This is a genomic window from Leptospira sanjuanensis (assembly GCF_022267325.1).
Taxonomy (GTDB): Bacteria; Spirochaetota; Leptospiria; order Leptospirales; family Leptospiraceae; genus Leptospira; species Leptospira sanjuanensis.
This window is the reverse complement of record NZ_JAIZBG010000001.1, coordinates 387,867-407,486: the sequence shown is the minus strand read 5'-3', so window position 1 is coordinate 407,486 and position 19,620 is coordinate 387,867. Positions and strand designations below refer to the sequence as shown.

The 19,620-nt window shown below is 45.7% G+C and carries 19 protein-coding genes and 2 tRNA genes; 9 read left to right on the top strand and 12 right to left on the bottom strand.

Annotated elements, in window-relative coordinates; translation table 11 throughout:
• The first annotated feature begins 13 nt into the window (after positions 1-13).
• From LFX25_RS01955 to prmC, 5 genes are all read left to right on the top strand, one after another.
• On the top strand, positions 14-1,264 hold the full coding sequence (locus LFX25_RS01955; protein ID WP_238728633.1) for an amidohydrolase family protein: 1,251 nt from the start codon (positions 14-16) through the stop codon (positions 1,262-1,264).
• Between the two features lie 9 nt (positions 1,265-1,273).
• Positions 1,274-2,329 carry a tetratricopeptide repeat protein gene (locus tag LFX25_RS01950; protein WP_238728632.1) on the top strand — a complete coding sequence of 352 codons (1,056 nt, stop codon included), beginning with the start codon at positions 1,274-1,276 and terminating at the stop codon, positions 2,327-2,329.
• Positions 2,329-2,994 carry a Crp/Fnr family transcriptional regulator gene (locus tag LFX25_RS01945; protein WP_118954144.1) on the top strand — a complete coding sequence of 222 codons (666 nt, stop codon included), beginning with the start codon at positions 2,329-2,331 and terminating at the stop codon, positions 2,992-2,994. Before LFX25_RS01950 ends, LFX25_RS01945 begins: the two co-directional genes overlap by 1 nt.
• Positions 2,995-2,996: 2 nt before the next feature.
• A tRNA-Arg gene (locus LFX25_RS01940) sits at positions 2,997-3,070 on the top strand.
• A 57-nt stretch (positions 3,071-3,127) separates the two neighbouring features.
• Positions 3,128-3,991, top strand: a complete 864-nt coding sequence (gene prmC, locus LFX25_RS01935) for a peptide chain release factor N(5)-glutamine methyltransferase (protein ID WP_238728631.1) — start codon at positions 3,128-3,130, stop codon at positions 3,989-3,991.
• Positions 3,992-4,335: 344 nt separating this feature from the next.
• Here prmC and LFX25_RS01930 read toward each other — a convergent pair whose 3' ends face one another.
• From LFX25_RS01930 to rpsT, 9 genes are all read right to left on the bottom strand, one after another.
• Positions 4,336-4,680 carry a P-II family nitrogen regulator gene (locus tag LFX25_RS01930; RefSeq protein WP_002619748.1) on the bottom strand — a complete coding sequence of 115 codons (345 nt, stop codon included), beginning with the start codon at positions 4,678-4,680 and terminating at the stop codon, positions 4,336-4,338.
• Between the two features lie 35 nt (positions 4,681-4,715).
• Positions 4,716-6,008, bottom strand: a complete 1,293-nt coding sequence (locus LFX25_RS01925) for an ammonium transporter (RefSeq protein WP_238728630.1) — start codon at positions 6,006-6,008, stop codon at positions 4,716-4,718.
• A 281-nt stretch (positions 6,009-6,289) separates the two neighbouring features.
• Positions 6,290-7,222: an LA_0442/LA_0875 N-terminal domain-containing protein gene (locus LFX25_RS01920; protein ID WP_238728629.1), complete on the bottom strand. Its 933-nt coding sequence runs from the start codon at positions 7,220-7,222 to the stop codon at positions 6,290-6,292.
• 63 nt (positions 7,223-7,285) lie between these two features.
• The gene (locus LFX25_RS01915; RefSeq protein WP_238728628.1) at positions 7,286-8,896 is read right to left on the bottom strand and encodes a carboxyl transferase domain-containing protein; all 1,611 of its coding nucleotides are present in this window, start codon (positions 8,894-8,896) and stop codon (positions 7,286-7,288) included.
• A 16-nt stretch (positions 8,897-8,912) separates the two neighbouring features.
• Entirely contained in the window at positions 8,913-9,959 is a 1,047-nt protein-coding gene (locus LFX25_RS01910; protein WP_238728627.1) for a GlmU family protein, read from the bottom strand.
• Between the two features lie 3 nt (positions 9,960-9,962).
• Positions 9,963-11,795, bottom strand: coding sequence for a glutamine--fructose-6-phosphate transaminase (isomerizing) (gene glmS / locus LFX25_RS01905; protein ID WP_238728626.1), 1,833 nt, complete (start codon positions 11,793-11,795; stop codon positions 9,963-9,965).
• Between the two features lie 2 nt (positions 11,796-11,797).
• Positions 11,798-13,180 (bottom strand): phosphoglucosamine mutase, encoded by a 1,383-nt coding sequence (glmM, locus tag LFX25_RS01900; protein WP_238728625.1) that lies wholly within the window; start codon positions 13,178-13,180, stop codon positions 11,798-11,800.
• Positions 13,181-13,223: 43 nt separating this feature from the next.
• Positions 13,224-13,296: transfer RNA gene (locus LFX25_RS01895), tRNA-Val, on the bottom strand.
• A 17-nt stretch (positions 13,297-13,313) separates the two neighbouring features.
• A complete protein-coding gene (gene rpsT / locus LFX25_RS01890; RefSeq protein ID WP_118954156.1) occupies positions 13,314-13,583 on the bottom strand; it encodes a 30S ribosomal protein S20 in 270 nt (89 codons plus the stop codon).
• 202 nt (positions 13,584-13,785) lie between these two features.
• Here rpsT and LFX25_RS01885 point away from each other — a divergent pair, with 202 nt between their 5' ends.
• The 4 genes from LFX25_RS01885 to LFX25_RS01870 are packed head-to-tail and all read left to right on the top strand — an operon-like array spanning position 13,786 to position 16,786.
• A complete protein-coding gene (locus tag LFX25_RS01885) occupies positions 13,786-14,193 on the top strand; it encodes a hypothetical protein (protein ID WP_238728624.1) in 408 nt (135 codons plus the stop codon).
• Positions 14,187-15,284: an LIC_10450 family protein gene (locus LFX25_RS01880; protein ID WP_238728623.1), complete on the top strand. Its 1,098-nt coding sequence runs from the start codon at positions 14,187-14,189 to the stop codon at positions 15,282-15,284. Before LFX25_RS01885 ends, LFX25_RS01880 begins: the two co-directional genes overlap by 7 nt.
• A gap of 12 nt (positions 15,285-15,296) precedes the next feature.
• Positions 15,297-16,088: a hypothetical protein gene (locus LFX25_RS01875; protein WP_238728622.1), complete on the top strand. Its 792-nt coding sequence runs from the start codon at positions 15,297-15,299 to the stop codon at positions 16,086-16,088.
• A gap of 2 nt (positions 16,089-16,090) precedes the next feature.
• The gene (locus LFX25_RS01870) at positions 16,091-16,786 is read left to right on the top strand and encodes a glycosyltransferase family 2 protein (protein WP_238728621.1); all 696 of its coding nucleotides are present in this window, start codon (positions 16,091-16,093) and stop codon (positions 16,784-16,786) included.
• Positions 16,787-16,879: 93 nt separating this feature from the next.
• Here LFX25_RS01870 and LFX25_RS01865 read toward each other — a convergent pair whose 3' ends face one another.
• From LFX25_RS01865 to LFX25_RS01855, 3 genes are all read right to left on the bottom strand, one after another.
• Positions 16,880-17,971 (bottom strand): hypothetical protein, encoded by a 1,092-nt coding sequence (locus LFX25_RS01865; RefSeq protein ID WP_238728620.1) that lies wholly within the window; start codon positions 17,969-17,971, stop codon positions 16,880-16,882.
• Positions 17,972-18,064: 93 nt separating this feature from the next.
• Positions 18,065-18,841 (bottom strand): GNAT family N-acetyltransferase, encoded by a 777-nt coding sequence (locus tag LFX25_RS01860; RefSeq protein ID WP_238728619.1) that lies wholly within the window; start codon positions 18,839-18,841, stop codon positions 18,065-18,067.
• A gap of 346 nt (positions 18,842-19,187) precedes the next feature.
• Positions 19,188-19,532, bottom strand: a complete 345-nt coding sequence (locus LFX25_RS01855) for a PilZ domain-containing protein (protein WP_238728618.1) — start codon at positions 19,530-19,532, stop codon at positions 19,188-19,190.
• Between the last annotated feature and the right edge of the window lie 88 nt (positions 19,533-19,620).

Genomic DNA, 19,620 nt, shown 5'->3' with positions numbered 1-19,620 from the left:
ATATTAGAAAACTATGGAATTCGAAATCGTCAACGCCTGCATCGTAACCAAGGACCAATGGATTCCGAACGGAAGCATCGTCGTAAAAGACGGAATCATTTCCTCCGTAAACGCGGGCGGACCTCCTCCGGGTAAAAGAATCCGATTGAACCTCAACGGTCTTTATGTTTATCCGGGATTCATCAACGCGCACGATCATCTTCTAAGTACGTATCTTCCGAAAGTCGCGCCGAGCAAACCTTACTTGAATTGGCTTCCCTGGGACAACGATCTCAAATCGTCGATCGTGTTTTCCGAAAGGCAGCAGCTCGATCCCGAACAGCTCTATCTTCTGGGTTCTTATAAGAACTTGATCTCGGGCGTAACCTCGGTTCAGGATCACATTCCGCATTTTGTACAGGATCCGTTCGTTCCGACGATGCCCGTGAGAATTCTCGACAAATACGCCCTATCCCACAGCATCTGTAGCTATTCTTTGAATTGGGGAGAAGGTCCCAAGGAAGAATATGCAAAAGCTCTAAAGCAGAACATTCCGTATATCACACGGATCGCGGAGGGATTCGATTCCGAATCGAGGGATTCTTTAAAGGTTCTGAACAAACTCGGTTGTCTCGGAGAACATACGGTATTGATTCACGGAGTCGTATTATCCGAATCGGACATTTCTTTGATCGCTGAAAAAAAGGCGCATCTGGTTTGGTGTCCCGAAGCGAATCTGTTTTTATACGAAAGAACGACGGATATACGCGATCTGCTGAAACACAAAGTCAACGTTTCTCTCGGAACGGATTCCAGCATCTGCGGTTCGCTCAATCTTTTGGAGGAAATCCGCGCCGCGAGAAAATTTTATCAAAGTGAATACGGGGAAGACCTTTCTCCGAAAGCGCTTTTTGAAATGGTAACGTCTAATCCTGCAAAAGCATTTCGAATCGAAAAACAACTCGGAAGTATAGAAGAGGGAAAAATCGCGGATTTGGTCGTATTAACGAGAAACTCGGAAGATCCGTATTCCAATCTCTGCCAATCCGATTTGAACAGCATACGCCTCGTTCTCCGAGACGGAGTTCCCGTTTACGGAGACGTTAGTTTGGAATCTTTTTTTGAAGAATCCGGCGCGGCGGTGGAAAGAATCCGCATCGATAATGCCGATAAATATTTAGTTGCATCTCCCGGAAAACTCCTGGAGTCCCTTGTCATCTCCCTTGGCTACAAAAAGGATTTGGCATTTTTCCCCGCACAGAAAGAATTTGATAACTTTGAGTAGGTAATCCATTTGGCCGGTCCGATCATCAGAAATTATAAAGGCGGATCCATCATATATTTTGAGAAGGATAAAGCCGAGGATATTTACGTCCTAAGAAACGGTCGCGTCATTCTTACGTTTCCTGCCGTCGACACCGGTCAAGAAGTCAAAGAAGACGTTCGGATCGGAGAATTCTTCGGAGTCAAATCGGCGCTCGGTAAATACCCCAGAGAAGAAACCGCTCAAGTAATCGGAAGTGCGACCGTCCTCGTTTTTAAACCGAACGAGTTCGAACAATTCGTTGCCGAAAAAACACATCTCATTCTCAAGATGATGAAAGTTTTTTCCAGCCAGCTCAGACAGGTTCACAAAAAGCTCAAAGAGATTTTGGGCCAATCCGACACGCGCAATCCGGCGTTCGAGTTGATGAACGTCGCGGAAGTCTTTTACAAAAACAACAATCTCCCTCACGCAGTCTATGCGTTTGAAAAATATCTGCAGCATTACCCCGGAACGGCGTATACGGGACGCGCGACGGAACTTCTCGAACTCGCGAGAAGAGGAAGTCCTTTCCCTCTGAACATGCCTCCCTTGGTCTACGAAGGAAGCACGAGCAGAGTCACGCCCGAAACTTTACAAAACATCATGAAACCCGCCGTTGAAAAATCGACGATCACAGCCGGTGTGGACAACTCTATTACTTCGCTTTACAATCGCGCTCACACGCTCGTGAACGTGGGTAAACACAGCGAAGCGATGGTGATCTATAAGGATCTTCTCAACAGAACCGATTTCAAATTCGATTCGGAAAAGAAGCTGGTGGAGAATTCTCTCTTTCAACTCGGAGTTTGTCTGTTGAAACAGAACGATCTCGACAACGCGAATTCTTCCTTTTCGACTTATATCAAAAAATATCCATCGGGAGAATCGATCAAAGAATCGCTCTTTCATCTCGCCGAAATCTCCGAACTGCAAGGGGATCGCCAGAGAGCGAGAATGCTTTACGGTAAGGTCGCGCTTCTGCCGCCCGAAAAGGATAGCATCTCCCAAAAATCCAGACTGAAAGCCAAGGAGATGAGTACCTGATGGATATGATGCTCGAATCCATGTTTTCGAAATTCGGCCAGACCTACGAACCGAATCAGATCATCTTCTGTGAAAACGAACCTGGAAATAATTTTTATCTGATTCAATCCGGAAAGGTGAAGATCGTTAAGACCGTTCCGAACCCGACTAAAAAAGAAGACTATCTCATCAAGACCTTGGACATTCTCGAACAAGGGGATATCTTCGGCGAAATGGCGATCTTAGAAGAACAACCCCGTTCCGCGACCGCGATCGCAATTTCGGAAGTGAAGGTTTTGAACTTCAATCGCGCGAACTTCGAACTCCTGATGACCAAGAATCCGATGCTTGCGTTGAAAATTCTCACCATCTTTTCGGTGAGAATCAACGACGCCAAACGAAGACTTCTCATTCTTTTGATGGACGACATTCAGGGAAAGGTCGCGGACGTATTCCTGATGTTATACGAAAAGATGCACGCGCACAGCGATTTTAAAGAGATTGTTCTCAACGTTTCGCAACACGACGTCGCTGAATGGTGCGCACAACCCGTGGGAGAAGTTCAAAAAGTTCTCAACACCCTTTCCAAAAGCGGCAAAATCGAACTCTACGAAGACAAAATTGTTATACACAATATCGCGGACTTTCAGAGAATAGTCGCACAAAAACGGAAACCGAATTCATAAAAGCTCCCGTAGCTCAGGTGGACAGAGCAGAAGTTTCCTAAACTTTTGGTCGGAGGTTCGAATCCTCTCGGGGGCAATGCCCTTCGAATAATAACCTGTACGATTGCGGGAAAAATCGAACCGATTCAAATCCATGCAACATCCAGACTCGATTCTCTCCCTCTTAAAAAAATCGGAAGACTTCTTAAAAAAGAAAGAAATCCAGAGCGCTCGACTCGACGCAGAAATCCTTTTGGCCGATCTCCTCAACTTGCAAAGAGTCAAACTCTACGTAAACTTCGAACGGCTTTTGACGGAAACCGAAAAGAACGCTTACAGAGAAAGAATCGTAGATCGTTCTAAAAACAAGCCGACTGCTTATATCACGGGTCAAAAAGCGTTTTACAATTCCGTCTTTTTCGTGAACGAATCGGTTCTGATTCCGAGACCAGAAACGGAAGAATTGGTCGAGAAAGTGTTGTTCGATTTCAAGGAAAACGCGAAGGAACAAACCGTTTTGGATCTTTGCACCGGAAGCGGCTGTATCGGAATCAGCCTAAAGCTTGCCCGTAAGGATTGGAACGTAATCTTAAGCGACGTTTCCAAAGAGGCGCTTGCAACCGCACATAAGAACGCGGAAAAAATTCTGTCCGAAGAAAGCGAATCCATTCAATTTTTGGAAAGTGATTTGTTCGCGTCGATTCCTTCCGAGTTACGATTCGATTTGATCGCGACCAATCCGCCTTACATCCCTTTGACGGATAAGGAAACGATGATGAAGGATGTGATCGACTACGAACCGCATCTTGCGTTGTTCCTGGAAAATCCGAAGGAATTTCTGACCCGATTGATAAACGAAGCCAGTTCTCGCCTGAACGAAGGCGGCAAACTTTATATGGAAACCCTTCCTTCTCTCGCACCGATTCTAGTCGCGGAAGCGATTGCAAACGGGTGGAAAGAAGGAAAGGTGGAAAAAGATCTTTCCGGAAAAGATCGGTTTGTCGTTTTAATGAGATAAATCGGAGACGTTAGACGAATTACAAACATCGTTTTTGATAAAACGTAGGAACTTCTACAAATACCGCTAAAGAAGGTAATTTTCTACCGAAATCATCTTTCGTTGTAGTTCCTACATTTGTTGACAAAAGCAACAAATGACGCTACCGTCCAACCTTCGTTTTGCAGGAGTTCCTACAACGCTTATATCCTAAAATAAAAAGCCGGGCACAAACCCGGCTTTTTATTTTTCGAAAAGATTCTGCTGAGTAACGCAGGCCGGTCATTTGACCGATCAGCGTGAACTCAGCAGAACGCTCCCTCAACTCAATGACTGCTCCCTATGGGTCGCATTCAGGTCGCGTTCTAAATCGCCGAGCTTCCTCTTTCCCCCGTTCTGATACGGATTACGTCTTCGAGAGGAGTGATGAAAATTTTTCCGTCGCCGATTTTTCCGTCTCCGGTTTTTGCCGCTTTCAAGATCGCGTCAACAGTCGGTTTTACGAACTCGTCGTTTACGGCGATTTCAAGACGAACCTTTCTCAAAAGATTCACTTGATATTCGTGACCACGGAACACTTCGGTCTTTCCTTTTTGTTGTCCGTAACCTTGAACGTCGCTTACGGTAAGTCTGTAAATTTCGTTCTTGGTCAATTCTGCCTTAACCTCTTCCAATTTATGAGGCTGGATGATAGCAACGATTAATTTCATATAATCTCCTTATTAAAATTCTTCAGTAACGTAAATTAAAGGATGTAACCTTTTTCACCGTGGATCTCGGAATCCAGACCGGCGATTTCTTTCTCCTCGGAGATGCGGAATCCGATCGTTTTGTCGATCAGGAACACGAGGATAACGGAAACGATAAAGGAATAAGCTCCCGTTGCGACAACGCTGATTACCTGAACCAAAATCTGATCTCCTTTGCTCGCAACACCCGCGCCGAGAGAAAGTGTAAACACTCCCGTAAGAACGGCGCCTAACGCACCACCTACGCCGTGAATTCCGAAAGCATCCAAGCTGTCATCGTATCCGAGTTTTCCTTTCAGAAGAATCGCACCGTAACAAACAGGGCTAACGAGAAGTCCCATGATGATCGCGCCTTGAACTCCTACGAAACCGGAAGCCGGAGTGATCACAACCAAACCTGCAACGATACCGGAAGCTGCACCGAGAGCGGTCGCTTTTTTGGTGTGAACGTATTCGATCACGAGCCAAGCAACACCGGCCGCAGCTGGAGCGATCAATGTGACTAAGAATGCTCTCGCCGCAATTCCGTTTATAGCAAGACCGGAACCCGCGTTAAAACCGAACCAACCGAACCAGAGTAAACCGGCGCCGATCAAAGTATAAGTAAGATTGTTGGGAGCGATCAAAGCTGGGCCTTCTCCCTTTCTCTTTCCAAGAACGATTGCAGCCGCAAGACCGGCAATCCCTGAAATCAAGTGAACTACCGTTCCACCGGCAAAGTCAAGAGCGCTCATTTTAAACAACCAACCGTCAGCCGCCCAAACCCAGTGTGCGACCGGATCATAAACCAACGTGGACCAAAGAAGAATAAACACGACATACCCGCCGAATTTCACTCTTTCCGCGATCGCTCCGGAAATCAGAGCCGGAGTAATGAGCGCGAACATTCCTTGGAAAAGGAAGTGAACGTATTTTGGAATCGTTAATTCCAGAGTATTTTCGTCGATTCCGTTGAGAAAAGCGAGATCGAAATTACCGAAATAAGGGTTGGTTCCCGAAAATGCGAAGCTGTATCCGAAGATGGTCCATTGAAGAGTCAGAACCAAAATCGCTACGAAGCTGTGCATCATAGTCGAAAGAACGTTTTTAGATCTTACAAGACCGCCGTAGAAAAGAGCGAGTCCGGGAATCATAAAAAACACGAGTGCCGAGGCAACGATCATCCAGGCCGTGTCTCCTTTATCCGCAACGGGAGCGGGAGCCGCCGCAGGAGCAGTCGCTTCTTGTCCAAATAAAACAAATGGAAGAAGCAGAGTGAGCAATAAGAGTAGTCTCTTGGTCCAATTCATAATCATTCTCATCCCAAATCAATTTGCCTACTTTAATGCAAGATTGGTACCAGATGGAGAATTATTTAAGAATTCTCTGAACGAAGCAGAATAACCCGAAAATGAAGGAGATCCTACAATTTATCGAGAAATCGAGGAATTTTCCGTTCAGCCAAGGTCGGAATTACGAAACCAGCAAAGTGCATAGTTTATAAAGTACTTCAATCTGCTCAAAATAAGGGCATATTTTCACTTTTTGCCCTTTCTCTATAGAAGATGCTAATAAAATCAAAAAACTGCTGTTATTCTAAATGAAACCGTAAACCGAGTTTCCAGAAGCTTTCTATAGAAGAGGAAGAATTTGAGAGAAAGTTAGAATCCAATCTTGCCATGGGATTATAATCCAAGATCAAATGAGAAGCGGCGGATGTTGCAAAACGAGGATGAAAGTAATATGCGTCAAAGATATTGGCCGCATAAACCAGAACGGCAAACATCATGGACAACTGCAAATTATGGTAATTCCGATTTACACGATCGCGCTGATCGTCGAAGGGTTTGCTGTAAAGATAAAGAGCGGCCGGATCGGAAAATGAGGGAACTGGGATCAACGTTTCATACGGATTGTTCATGTGATTCAGATCGCGCACCGAGTTTTTATAAATTTGATTCTCGCGATAAACGAGATAAAGAGAACTTACGAACAGAGCGGAATAGATAATTGCGGAAGTTTTTCTTTCGTCGGTCCACTGCCCCCAGCCGGGAAGAACCGAGGATCTCCAAGCGACGCTCCAAGGACTCAAGCCCTTTTGTCGGACCCGAGCCAGTCGCTCTTCTTCCTTCTTTTTCGCTGCGGCGTCTTTGGCCTGTTTATCGAGAAGTTCCTGCTTTTGTTTTTCTTCCTTAGCCTTTTGAGCCAATTCTTCTTCGGCCTTTTTCTTATCTTCCTGCTCTTTCTTTTTCTGTTCTTTCTCTGCTAATTTCGTTTCTTCTTCTTTTTTAATGCGAAGCGCTTCTTCGTTCGTCACGTCTTTATAAACGATCTTGAGAATTCGGATTTTGGAAATATCTTGGCTTTTGCCGTCTTCCGTCTTAACGGTAACGTTGTATGCAGTCTGCGCGGAAACCTTTCCTTTGATTACGGTTCCATCTTTAAGGATGATGGATTCTCCCGAAAGAAAGGTAGGGAGAAATAAGAGAAGAAAAAAGAAGAGGAAATAACTTTTTACAGACATGTTTCTCTACGAAATACTTTCCATAGAGAAACCAGTCGAACTATAATTTGAAAGCAATTTTTTCTACATTCTAAAAATTCCATATCGAGGATATTCCGGTTTTTTTGAATGATCGGCGTACAGAGCGATACCCAGTATATCCCTTGTTCGAGCTGGATCGATCACTCCATCGTCCCAAAGACGTGCGGAAGAATAGATGCAGGAAGATCTGCTTTCATAATCGTCCAAAATCGGCTTACGAAACGAAAACTGTTCCTCGTCAGAAAGTTTTTTACCTTCTTTTTCGAGCTGTTCCATCTTAACCGTCAATAGCACGTTAGCCGCTTGCTCTCCTCCCATTACGGAAATTCTGGAGTTCGGCCACATCCATAGAAATCTCGGATTGAAAGCACGGCCGCACATTCCGTAATTCCCCGCTCCGTAAGAACCGCCGATTACAACGGAATACTTCGGCACGATGGAAGTCGAAACTGCGTTCACCATCTTCGCTCCGTCTTTTGCGATCCCGGAGTTTTCATATTTCTTACCCACCATAAACCCGGTGATGTTCTGCAGAAACAAAAGAGGAATTCCTCTTTGATTGCAAAGCTCGATAAAGTGAGAAGCCTTCAGCGCACTTTCCGAAAACAATACACCGTTGTTCGCGATGATTCCCACCATCTTTCCGTAAATTTTCGCGAAGCCGGTTACAAGAGTGGTTCCATAATACTTTTTGAATTCTTGAAAACGCGATCCGTCCACGATCCTAGCGATGATTTCACGAACGTCGTACGACTTACGAATATCCTTCTGAATGATTCCGTAGATTTCCTCCGAAGGATACAAGGGTTCTTCCCAACTGATCGATCCTTTCTGCGAAGAATTCCCAGCGTGATGCAACGTGGATACGATGTTTCTCGTGATCTCGATCGCGTGTGCGTCGTCTTCCGCGTAATGATCGGTCACACCGGAAATCGTGCTGTGAACCAAAGCCCCGCCCAATTCCTCGGGAGTTACGATTTCTCCGGTTGCGGCTTTTACGAGAGGAGGTCCGCCTAAAAAAATGGTTCCGTTTCCTTTTACGATCACCGACTCGTCGGACATCGCCGGTATGTAAGCGCCGCCCGCGGTGCAACTTCCCATCACGACGGAAATCTGAGGAATTTTGAGCGCGGAAAGATTGGCCTGGTTGTAAAAGATTTTTCCGAAGTGATCCTTATCGGGAAACACTTCGTCCTGCATCGGAAGAAAGGCTCCTCCGGAATCCACAAGATAAATGCAGGGAAGAAAATTCTGAAGCGCGATCTCCTGCGCTCGGATATGTTTTTTTACGGTAAGAGGATAATACGTTCCGCCTTTCACCGTAGCGTCGTTTGCAACGATCACACAATCGACTCCGCAGATTCTTCCGATTCCGGTAAGAATTCCCGCAGAAGGAACGGAGTCCGGATAAACCCCTTCCGCCGCCAAAGGAGAAAATTCCAGGAAAGAAGTTCCGGGATCGATGAGAGAAGCGATTCTTTCCCTTGCAGTGAACTTGCCTCTTCCCTTATGACGTTCGATCGCTTTCGCTCCGCCGCCCATTTCGATCTTTCGAATTAAGCCGCGCAGGGATTCCACCTTTTGTTTCAGATCTTCAAAATTCTCTTTATACTCCGATGAGGACGTACGTATTTTGGATTCTATGATTTCCACAAAACCCTCCGGATTTTTATTTTTTTACTTTTGATTCGTATAGGATGCGGATCAGTTCGGTTTCGGATAACGTGAGTTCTCTGTTTCTTCTCGCCATGATTTTCCGCGCGTCCCTCAGAAATAGATCGAGAATATACGGTTGTCCCGATTCCGCCCAAGTAAACGGAGAAACGTATCCGCCGATTCTGGAAGATACCACGTTCGATCCGAAATCCACGACGGTTCCCGTATTCAACATCACTCCGATCGCGATCTTACAATAGTCCGCAATGACCGAGCCGAACTTGATGGAACCTGTAATACATTCGTCGTGTTCTTCCCGGATTTTCACAACCCCATAGTTGTTCTTTAAATCGGATGTGGTCGCAAGCGCGCCAATGTTCACCCAACTTCCGAGAATGGAATGTCCCAAGAATCCTTCGTGGTGCTTGTTCGTATAATCTCCGATCAAACAGGTTCCGACCTCTCCGCCGATTCTGCAAGTCGCTCCGATGCTTGTAGCGCCGGTGATTCTCGCGTTGTCGATTTGAGAATGGTGTCCGATATAAACGGGGCCTTCGATAAACGTGAATGAAGTGATCTTCACGTCTTTGTCGACGACGATCGGTCCGTTGGTCGTATCGAAAACGACTCCCGGATAAACGATCGCGGAAGGATGAACGTGAAGGTGTTTGGATTTTCCGACCACGTGAAAGTGGTTCGCTTTTACTTTGAGTTTACGAATCCATTTTTGAACGTCTCGGCTGAGTTCGATATCGGCCTCGATGTTCTTTGCAATGCCGTCGATCAGGTTCCAAGGCAGACAAGATTCCGGCGATAAAACCAGATCGACGTCCTTATCGTCGTACGGAAGAAGTTTCGGATTTCTTTCTAAAAAAGCCTGTTGAAACGTCGCATTCGAATGCGCGTAGAAGATCTTTGCGTCTGGATGAAGTTCCCGTGTTCTTTGAAGAGAATTGAGAATTCCGCTTCGAATCTCGGAAAAGGAGCGAATTCTCGTGAGAGATCGTAAGCCAGCCGGAACCTCTCTTTCGTCGATGAGAATTCTCTGGATCTTAGACATGGCCTACTCTACGGTTACGGACTTGGCGAGGTTTCTCGGCTGATCGGGCGGACAACCTCTCGAAATCGCGGAATAATACGCGAGCAACTGTAAAGGGATCACATTCAAAATCGGACTTAAGATTTCGGAACATTCCGGAATTTCGAAAGAATAATCCGAAAGGGACTTCGCTTCGTGATCTCCTTCGGTTACGATCGAGATAATGATCCCTTTTCTCGCTTTGATTTCCTGAATGTTGGAAACCATCTTCGTATAAATTTCGGATTTAGGAGCGATACAAACGACGGGAACTTCGTTCGTGATGAGGGCGATCGGTCCGTGTTTGAATTCCCCGCCCGCGTAACCGGATGCGTGAATGTAGGAAATCTCCTTCAACTTCAACGCGCCTTCCATAGCGATCGGATGATTGTAAGTTCTTCCTAAAAAGATAAAATCTTTTGCGGCGGTAAAGTGAGAAGACATCTCTTCGATCTTGCTCGCTTGCGCGAGGATTCGTTCGATCTTTGTAGGAAGCTGACGGATCTCTTCGATCAACGCCTTTTTCTCTTCGTCGCTGATGAGCCACTTGAGGTTGGCCATATAAATGGAGAATAACAGAAGATTTAAAACCTGAGCGGTGAAAGCTTTCGTGCTCGCGACTCCGATTTCCGGTCCCGCATCGGTGCGGATGTAAGAATCGGATTCTCTCGCGATCGTTGAGTTCACGTTATTGACGAGCGAAACAACCTTGATGAACTTCGCTTTCGCTTCGTGAATGGAAGCTAACGTGTCCGCGGTTTCTCCCGATTGGGAAATCCCCATGATGAGAGTATCGCCTTCGACAACCGGATTTCTATAACGGAATTCGGAAGAAGCTTCGGTGTCCGTTTGAATCTTCGCGAAATGTTCGAGATAGTGTTTGCCGATCATTCCCGCGTAATAACTCGTTCCCGCTGCTTGGATGATGATCCGGTTGACTCTGGAAAGAACGTCCTTGTTGAGTTTGATTTCTGGAAAAACGATTTCACCGTTATCTAAGATTCTCTCTTGGATGATCTTACGAAAGATCCCGGCTTGTTCGTGGATTTCCTTGATCATGTAGTGCGGATAACCGCCCTTGTCCAAGTCTTCCCAGCGAAGTTCCTGTTTTTTGAAAACCGGAGTCAGTTCCTTTCCTGAAAAATCGAAAAGTCTGAATTCGTTTTGAGTAAAGTAACCCCATTCTCCGGAGTTCACATAATACACTTCTTCGCAGTTTCTAGTGAGAGGAGAAATATCGGAGGCGAGGAAGTATTCTCCCTTTCCTTTTCCGATCAAAAGAGGAGCGCCGTCTTGCGCAAAATAAACGCGGTCCGGTTCCGTTTCAAACACGGTGGAAACCGCCCACTTTCCGTGGATTTTTCCGAACAATTCCAAGAAAGAATCCTTGTTGGACTTGCCGTTTTTTTTGCTTTCTTCAAGCAAATGAGGAAGAACTTCGGTGTCGGTTAAACTCTGAAATACGTGGCCTTTCTTTTTGAGTTCGTTTTTGAGTTCGAGATAATTTTCAATGATTCCGTTATGCACCACCGCAACGGTGGAATTCGTATCCGTATGAGGGTGAGCGTTGATCTGATTCGGTTCTCCGTGGGTCGCCCAACGGGTATGTCCGATCCCTACGTTACCCGGAGCCGGAAATTCGCGGAGATGCGCTTCCAGATCCTTAATCTTTCCTTTTGCTTTTCTGACGATGATGTCCCCTTGGTCGAGGACGGCGATTCCGGCCGAATCGTAACCCCTGTATTCGAGGCAGATTAGACCGACTACAAGTACCGATTCCGCATTTTTACTACCGGCATAACCGACAATTCCACACATATTCAGGCATTCTCCATAAGCCTTCCCGCGCGGTCCAGCAGAGAATTGAGGTCTTTTTTGGTCCTCGCTTCCCCGATGACTCGAATGATGGGTTCCGTGTTAGAAGGACGTATGTGAATCCAGGAATCTTCGGAGGCCAAACGAAGGCCGTCTAAGGTTTCTTCGGCAAAGGCGGAGAATTCTCCCCTGAATTTGGAATAAATATCCTGCAGATTTTTACCGGCCACTTGAAAGCTGGTTTTCTGCATATGAATCACGGGAAGTTCATCCACAATCGAATCGATCTTCTTCCCGGTCGCAGCCATCACATTTAAAATATGAGCGATTCCGGACAAAGAATCCCTTCCGAAAGAAGCGACAGCCGGATCAATCACTCCGCCGTTTCCTTCTCCGCCGAAAATGGATTTGTGGGCGCGCATATCCGCAACCACATTGGCTTCTCCGACTTTAGAGCGGGTAACGGAAACTCCGTATTGACCGGCGACAAATTCGTTAATAAAGCTAGTGGAAAGATTCACGACCATATTGGCTTTTTTCGGAGCCTTTTTCAGAGTTAAGGAAAGAAAGCTCAAAGGAAGTGTGAATTCTTCGGAGATCGCGCCCTTTTTCGGGGTAAGAACCACGAGTCGATCCGCGTCGGGATCGAGCGCAAAACCGATGTCCGCACCGGAAGATTTCATTTTGCGGGAAGTTTGCTTAAGCGCCTCGGGGGTCGGTTCGGGCGGTCTTGGGAACGTTCCGTCCGGACTACAATGAAGTAGAATCGGCTTACATCCAAGTCTTTCAAGAAGTTCGGGAACCAGGGAACTGCCTGCACCGTTGACCGCGTCCACGAGGACCTTGTATTTCTTTTTACGAATCGCGTTTACATTTACCCGTTTGAGCACGGATTCGATGTGCTTTTCACACCATTCTTTTCCGGAAACGATCTTAGAAGCGGGTTTGTATTGAATTTGTCTGTAGGATTGATTGCGTACCGTATCCAGAATCTTTTCCAGATCCGCGGCCCCGGTAAAGAATCCGCCCGGTCCTACGAACTTAAACGCGTTCCAGATGATCGGGTTGTGAGAGGCGCTGATCATAATTCCACCCCCCGCTTTGGAAAGATTGACCACGGCCTTTACGGTCGGGGTCGGAACGATTCCAAGTTGTAAAACGTCTTTGCCCATGGCTTGCATCAAACCGAGTGCAATATTTTCAATATAAGGACCGGATGGACGGGAATCTCGTCCGATTACGATTTTGGAACCTTCGATCCAAGTTCCGAACGCACGCAAGGCGTCAAAAATGACTTCGGGTGAAAGACCGGTTGGAATAATTCCTCGAATCCCGGAAACAGAAACCATCAGATCAGGATGATTGAATACGGGGCTTTTTGTATTCATAGGGGTTGTTTGGATTTAGGAGGAGTTTGCGGAAGAAAGGGTGTGGGCGATGACAGGATCGAACTGCCGACATCCTGCTTGTAAGGCAGGCGCTCTACCAGCTGAGCTAATCGCCCTCTATAATTCCGTTTTTTTAAGCTGCAGATACCGCGTTGAGGCGTTTTGCCATTCTACTTTTTTTTCTATCTGCGTTTTTAGAATGGATCAGGTTTGTTTTAGCAGCTTTGTCCAAAAGAGAGGTGTACTCTACAAAGAGAGCTGTCGCCGCTTTTTGGTCTTTTTCTTTGATGGCTTTCAGAACTTTTTTAGCCTGAGTTCTGAGCCTGGAACGATTCTGGGAATTTGCCGCATTTCTGCGTTTTGTTCTCCGAATGTCCTTTTCTGAAGACTTGATATTAGCCAAGGCTTACACTTCCTATCGAATAAGTGTTTCCAGGTTTTCTGTACCCTACCCCCTGTCAAATGAATTCTAGGAAAATTCCGTTCCGTACGTCGTAATTCTCGGAAAATTGCCCGAAATCCGACCTTAGGTTTCGGTACGATTCCGTTTTGAGCCGGAACCTGCCTTATCTCCCTCCGGAACCGCTTCCAGCGGAGAAACTAGAATGAATCGGAATCGTTTTGGAAATATTTTTTTGACCGTTTCATTGGATCGGGACTTTTTTTCCCGTCTTCAAGAAGAGGAAGTCGATCTTTCGGAACTCGCGGAACTGGGAATTTCCTCTTTGCGGGACTTCGAGGAAACCGGGAGGTGTTTTTTGTCGATGGAACGTGAAAAAGTTTCCGCCTCGTTTATAATTCAGGAAACTTCTTATTTACAAATCTTCGCTTACTGTTTCCATTGCTCCCGTTCGCTCTATTCGATGATGGAAGAAATTCTTCAGAACGCTTATTTGGATTTTTATTTTACCCGAATGGACGAAAAGAATTTCCGGTCTCTCGATATGGATCGCCCTTTTTTTTCGACCAATCCTAGACAACTCTCCTCTTTCGGAGAAGAATTCTCATGTTGAAAAAATCCGAATACATCGTAGTCGATTCCATTTCTTCCGTTGACCCCAACGCGCTTTCCTTGGATAAGATGAATCAAAAATTCATCGATAAACAAGGGAATCGTTTCGCTCTTCGATTCAACCGCAACACAAGAAGAGCCGAGTTCGTACGAATCACATTAGAATCTCCGAATGAAGCGCAGAAGCACAAACACGTTTCGCATCCGACTGCGGCCGCACATCATCCGCAACGTCAATCGGGAATAAAACCGATTCATCCGCCCGAAGTGAAAAAACTTTCTCTTCAGGAAATCATGGCAAAGACCCAGCAACAGACTTCGGTGAAACTTCCGAAACCGAACGAATCGGGTGCGGCGATCAACGAAGCCGCGGTTCAGAAAAGTATCTTTCAAGAACCCGCTTGGGACCCGCACAAGGCAAAGGATACTTCCAATCTGGATTTGGGAAGAATGGATCTGAACATCCTGGAACACTCGGTTCCTTCTTCCTCATACCGCGATTCGGGGGATTCTTCCCTTAGAATGGAATACGGTTCCAACTCCTCGATCGGAGATTCGAGCGGGATCGAGAAAAGAATCTCCGAACTTACCAAGATCAAGGATCGAATTCATTCCGTTCTCAACAATCTCCAGAACTCCAAGATTTTCGAAATCACCGGAGATCCTTCCGAAAACAAGAACATCATCGGAAACCTCAACCGGGAATTCGACATCGAGTTTTTTCAAAAGCTCGATAAGATCGTGAACTATCACAAGGAACTGACCACCTACCCCCGATCGGTCAATTATTACACCGCAAAATACGAATCTTCCAGAAAGCAGATTCTCCAGTCCAAAAGTTTGGACAGCGAAAAACTCAAACTCGTTACCCTTTGGGAAATGCAGGAAATGATGCTCGGTTTGGTTCAAAAACTGAAGAAGATGGTCTTGAACACTTTGAACGTTCTTAACACGAAAAACGACAATCACATCAAACAACTTCCTTACAACCAACAACAGATGTTCCGGGATTCGAGAACCGCTCTTCTCTATTGTTCCGAAGATATATCTTCTTTGCTTATCTCCTTGGAAAGATGGGTCGATACTGAATAGGAGAAATCTCCTATGGAACCCTTACAAAGCGCCGAAATTAAAGCCGTTCTCGAAAAACTCAGAGCGGAATACACCGAACATTCAAAAAAGAATCCCAAGGTTTTCGACCTCAGAGCGTTCGAATCCAGACTGACGATGATCCTTCAACAAAAGGGAAGTCTCGCCCAGTTTCTCAAAGACGAGATTCAATTCATCGAAACTCTGAAAGCCAAACACAAGGAACTCGAAGATAAAAAACAAGCCGCCAAAGGCGATACAATTAACAAGATCCTCGAGGAACAGGAAGCCAGACTCAAAAAATACCAGAGAATCGATTTTCATCCTCTCGCTAAACCCGAGATCCGCTACTTTTACGGAGCGATTCTTTCCTTTGCGGAAACGGAACTTCCCGCCTTGATTTATATCTTCAAAGGAACTCCGGAATTTTCCGCTTTTAAAGATACCATCACGATCATCGAAAGAATGGGAATCAGCAGAAGGGGCTTGCCTTCGATTCGAATCAACGAACACGTCAAAGCCTTGTTAGACGCGAACGGAAATCAGAGCGCGATGGAAAAGGACGGTCAGAATATTTTGAAAGAAGTCTGCCTCGCTCTCAAAGGAATCATCACTTCGATTCAGGAATGCGTGAATAAGAACCGTGTTTCCGAAACTCTTTCGGTCAAGATAGACGAGAAAGAATTTCCCAAGGCGGTCGAGTCGTATCAGAATTTGGTTTTCGGGATCGCTCTTGAAAAAATAATCGTAAGAGCCGAAACGATCATCCGCGATTTTCGAATGGCTGAGATCACCGGTCTGGGGTAAATATGAAAGTTTCCATCGTCATTCCTTGTTATAACGAAAAAAATACGATCCGCAATATTCTGGAAACGGTTCAAAAAGTTCCGATCAAAAACAAGGAAATCATTCTCGTCGACGATTGTTCCAAGGACGGAACCAGAGATCTTCTGAAAACTCCCGTTTTTAAAAAACTCGTCGATCAGATGATCTTTCACGAAGTCAATCAAGGCAAAGGCGCCGCTCTGAGAACCGGTTTTAAAGCCGCAACGGGCGACATCGTTATCGTTCAAGACGCTGATTTGGAATACGATCCTTTTGAAATTCCGAGCGTTATCGATCCGATCTATAAGGGAAAAGCGGACGTCGTTTTCGGCAGCAGATTTTTGGGGGGCGGTCCGCATCGAGTCGTGTATTATTGGCATCGTATCGGAAACATGGTTCTCACCACTCTTTCCAACATGTTTACCAACATCAACTTAACGGATATGGAAACTTGTTACAAAGCGTTCCGAAGAGAAATTATCCAATCCATCGAGATCAAGGAAAATCGTTTCGGTTTCGAACCCGAAATCACCGCAAAGGTGGCCAAAATTCCGGATGTTCGTATCTTTGAAGTGGGAATTTCCTATTACGGAAGAACCTATGCGGAAGGTAAAAAGATCGGCTGGAAGGACGGGTTTCGCGCGATCTATTGTATCGTGAGATACAATCTGTTTCAGTAAAACGGAATATTCCGTTTTTCGCGCGTTACAGTCTAATCCAGTTTCCTATTCCCAAAGCCCGCGGAGACACCCGCGGACTTTTTTCATTCTATCCTATTTTAAAAAACCCGCGGATGTTTCCGGATAGATCTGGGAAGCGAGAATAAAGATAAAAACGCTGACGGCGATTCCCATCGACGCAAGTAGAACGTCCTTCCCCACTTTACGAAACGTTTCGAGATACGGCAGATCCCGAAAGGTCATAAAGTTCAAGATGATTTCCCGGCCTGCGAGCATCCCTAAAAAGACCCAAGTCGTGGACATGGGCATTTTACTCCATTCGTGAAAAACGATCAGAATCGTTCCGTACACCAAGTCGACGATCGTAGCCGCCTTGGACCATTGAATGTCCGATTTTTCGGTGACGATTTCCTGAATCGTTCCCCCGTTCGTATAAAGAATGATTCCGAGCGCCACCACGAGCATCGCGATCGCGAGAGAGAATTCTAAAAGAGAAAGGTGTCTCGGAAGATAGATTACGATGTTTGCCGCGTCTTGTCGAAGCCAAGCGATCCAAAGATAAACGGTGGACAACCATTGAAACAAGGCCCATCGTTTTTCGCTTCTGGGATCGGGAACGTGGTCTTCCGTATATTCTTTCGGATCGAATTTCACGAGAATTCCCCAGACAAGAATCGCAACGCCGAAAGCGATTCCGTATCCGAAAAAGGACTTCGTGAGCATTTTCTCGATATTGCTTCCACCGAACAAACCGAGGATCAAAAAGGTCGTTGAGATCGGAGATTTCAATCTTGTGATGATGACGAGAATGAGCGGCGCTAACAGTTGGATAAGATTGAATTGTCTAACTTCGGGAAAACTTTCCAAACGTCCGAAGTGAACCTGTGAATCGTTAAAGACCCAAGCACCCAAAAAGATAATCACGACGGTTCCGCCTAAAACGACGAGCTTCGGAATCCAGTGAACCGTTCTTTTACTTTCGATAAACGTTCCCACCGTTTGAACCGCGTCGTTTCCGGCCACGGAAAACGCGCTGATAAAAAACGCGAACCAACCCAAATAGTAAGAAGGGGACCCCAGTTGATAAGCGACAACCATCAAAATTCCGGCGATCGCGACTAGGGAATAAAATCGGATCTGATCCTTTTTACTAGGATGCTGGAAATCAATTTCGTTTTGTTTCATCGGAAAGGATATCTTTAAACTTGCGCTTAAAAAGATACTAATAAAACGCCGGAACTCCCGTCAAGGGGGTTCCGGTGCGATGTAGAGGCGGTTTTAATCCAGAAAACGTTTTTCGTATTTGGATTCTATGTCACGGAGGTCGAAGAGGATAAAAAAATCGATGGTTTTGAAGACCTGATCCCAAGCGGGAATTCCGCAGATCTGAGATCCGGCGCGGATATAACCTTTGATGAGAGCGGGAATTCTTTTTTGAACCACTTTCATATCGTCGATTAGGTAGTTCGGATCGAAACCCGGAACTTCGAATCCTGCAAGAGGGGTAACGTCGAATTCTTTTCCTGCGAGAACGTTCTTCTCTTTTAAATAAGCGTAAACTTCGTTTGCGGATTGTGCGTCCGTGTGATGAATCGAACCGCAGCCGAAAAGGTATCTAACGTTGTGCTTGCGCATATACGATCCGAGGCCGGCCCAAAGCATCGAGATCACGGAACCGTCCCTGTATTCGGGATGAACGCAGCTTCTTCCGATCTCGGCGGTTTCCGCGTCCAGTTCGTAGATCTTAGTGATGTTGAATTCGTTATCCGAATAAAAACCTAAGTTCTTTTTTGCGATCGATCTGCGGAGAATTCTATACGTCCCCACGATTTTATCGTCGCGGTTTTTATCGATTACGATGAGATGATCGCAGAAGAGATCGTATTCGTCTCTGTCTTTGCGCGTTGCGGCGGATTGGGGAAGACCTTCCCCTAGTTCAAGATTGAATACTTCATAACGAAGTGCGAGAGTTCGTTCTATTTCCAACTGGTTCTGTGCGATACGAACTTCCAGTTTTCTTTCTGTTTTAACCTTGTTGTCTAAACCTGTGCCCATAGCGGTTATCCTTCGGTTTTAAATTGTTCCCCATCATATTCGTTCTCGTTACGTTCAGATTACACGGGAAATAAATTCCGGTGACTCGAAAGGGAAAAAAAGCGGAACTGGAATTTTACAGCGTGTCCCAAAACCTAATTTTACTTTACCAGAAAGATCAGCTGCAAGGTTCTGTCCCGGTTTTGGGACAGGTTCTTATGAAAACGATTCGAATTTTTTGAAAATCTTCGAAAAGCGATCGTTTCCATACGTTATCAAACAACGGCAGAAAAAACGGTGAATTCTTATGCCAAAACTAATAGCGAATTCAAGAAGAAACGTTACGAATAAAACGAAATTCAAAAGATCAGGAAGCCATCTGCATTCTCGATTGAATGTAAGTTTCAATCAGATACTTCGCTTTCGCATCCAAAGCTGAAAACTCAACCCCAAACAAAGAAGCTTCCGGAGCTGCGACCTTGCGTTTTACCTTACCGGAAAGTTTCAGAGGATTTCTTCCGGGAAGAGTCAGAATCATTTGAATCGGAGAATTCAAATCACAACCTTCGAACAAATGGGGAACTTCGATCGCGAGTCCGCCGATGCTGATATCCTTCGCATTGAGAATATCCAAAAAATTCAGGCCCATCAATTGAACCTCGATGACTTCGTTCGCCGCCGGAAATACTCGGGCAAATTTTCTCTGATCCATGGTGACTCTCGTGCTCATGTAGAATTCGACGAAGTCAGATTTTGAAATCAACAGTTTGGAAAGACAAGTTCTTTTTATAGCTTTTTAT

Coding starts and splice junctions, on each gene's coding strand:
- LFX25_RS01910 (WP_238728627.1), bottom strand. CDS start 9,959: ATGTCTAAGATCCAGAGAATTCTCATCGACGAAAGAGAGGTTCCGGCT.
- prmC (WP_238728631.1), top strand. CDS start 3,128: ATGCAACATCCAGACTCGATTCTCTCCCTCTTAAAAAAATCGGAAGAC.
- LFX25_RS01855 (WP_238728618.1), bottom strand. CDS start 19,532: ATGGATCAGAGAAAATTTGCCCGAGTATTTCCGGCGGCGAACGAAGTC.
- glmS (WP_238728626.1), bottom strand. CDS start 11,795: ATGTGTGGAATTGTCGGTTATGCCGGTAGTAAAAATGCGGAATCGGTA.
- LFX25_RS01885 (WP_238728624.1), top strand. CDS start 13,786: ATGAATCGGAATCGTTTTGGAAATATTTTTTTGACCGTTTCATTGGAT.
- LFX25_RS01860 (WP_238728619.1), bottom strand. CDS start 18,841: ATGGGCACAGGTTTAGACAACAAGGTTAAAACAGAAAGAAAACTGGAA.
- LFX25_RS01925 (WP_238728630.1), bottom strand. CDS start 6,008: ATGAATTGGACCAAGAGACTACTCTTATTGCTCACTCTGCTTCTTCCA.
- LFX25_RS01930 (WP_002619748.1), bottom strand. CDS start 4,680: ATGAAATTAATCGTTGCTATCATCCAGCCTCATAAATTGGAAGAGGTT.
- LFX25_RS01955 (WP_238728633.1), top strand. CDS start 14: ATGGAATTCGAAATCGTCAACGCCTGCATCGTAACCAAGGACCAATGG.
- LFX25_RS01870 (WP_238728621.1), top strand. CDS start 16,091: ATGAAAGTTTCCATCGTCATTCCTTGTTATAACGAAAAAAATACGATC.
- LFX25_RS01945 (WP_118954144.1), top strand. CDS start 2,329: ATGGATATGATGCTCGAATCCATGTTTTCGAAATTCGGCCAGACCTAC.
- LFX25_RS01875 (WP_238728622.1), top strand. CDS start 15,297: ATGGAACCCTTACAAAGCGCCGAAATTAAAGCCGTTCTCGAAAAACTC.
- LFX25_RS01920 (WP_238728629.1), bottom strand. CDS start 7,222: ATGTCTGTAAAAAGTTATTTCCTCTTCTTTTTTCTTCTCTTATTTCTC.
- glmM (WP_238728625.1), bottom strand. CDS start 13,180: ATGAATACAAAAAGCCCCGTATTCAATCATCCTGATCTGATGGTTTCT.
- LFX25_RS01865 (WP_238728620.1), bottom strand. CDS start 17,971: ATGAAACAAAACGAAATTGATTTCCAGCATCCTAGTAAAAAGGATCAG.
- LFX25_RS01880 (WP_238728623.1), top strand. CDS start 14,187: ATGTTGAAAAAATCCGAATACATCGTAGTCGATTCCATTTCTTCCGTT.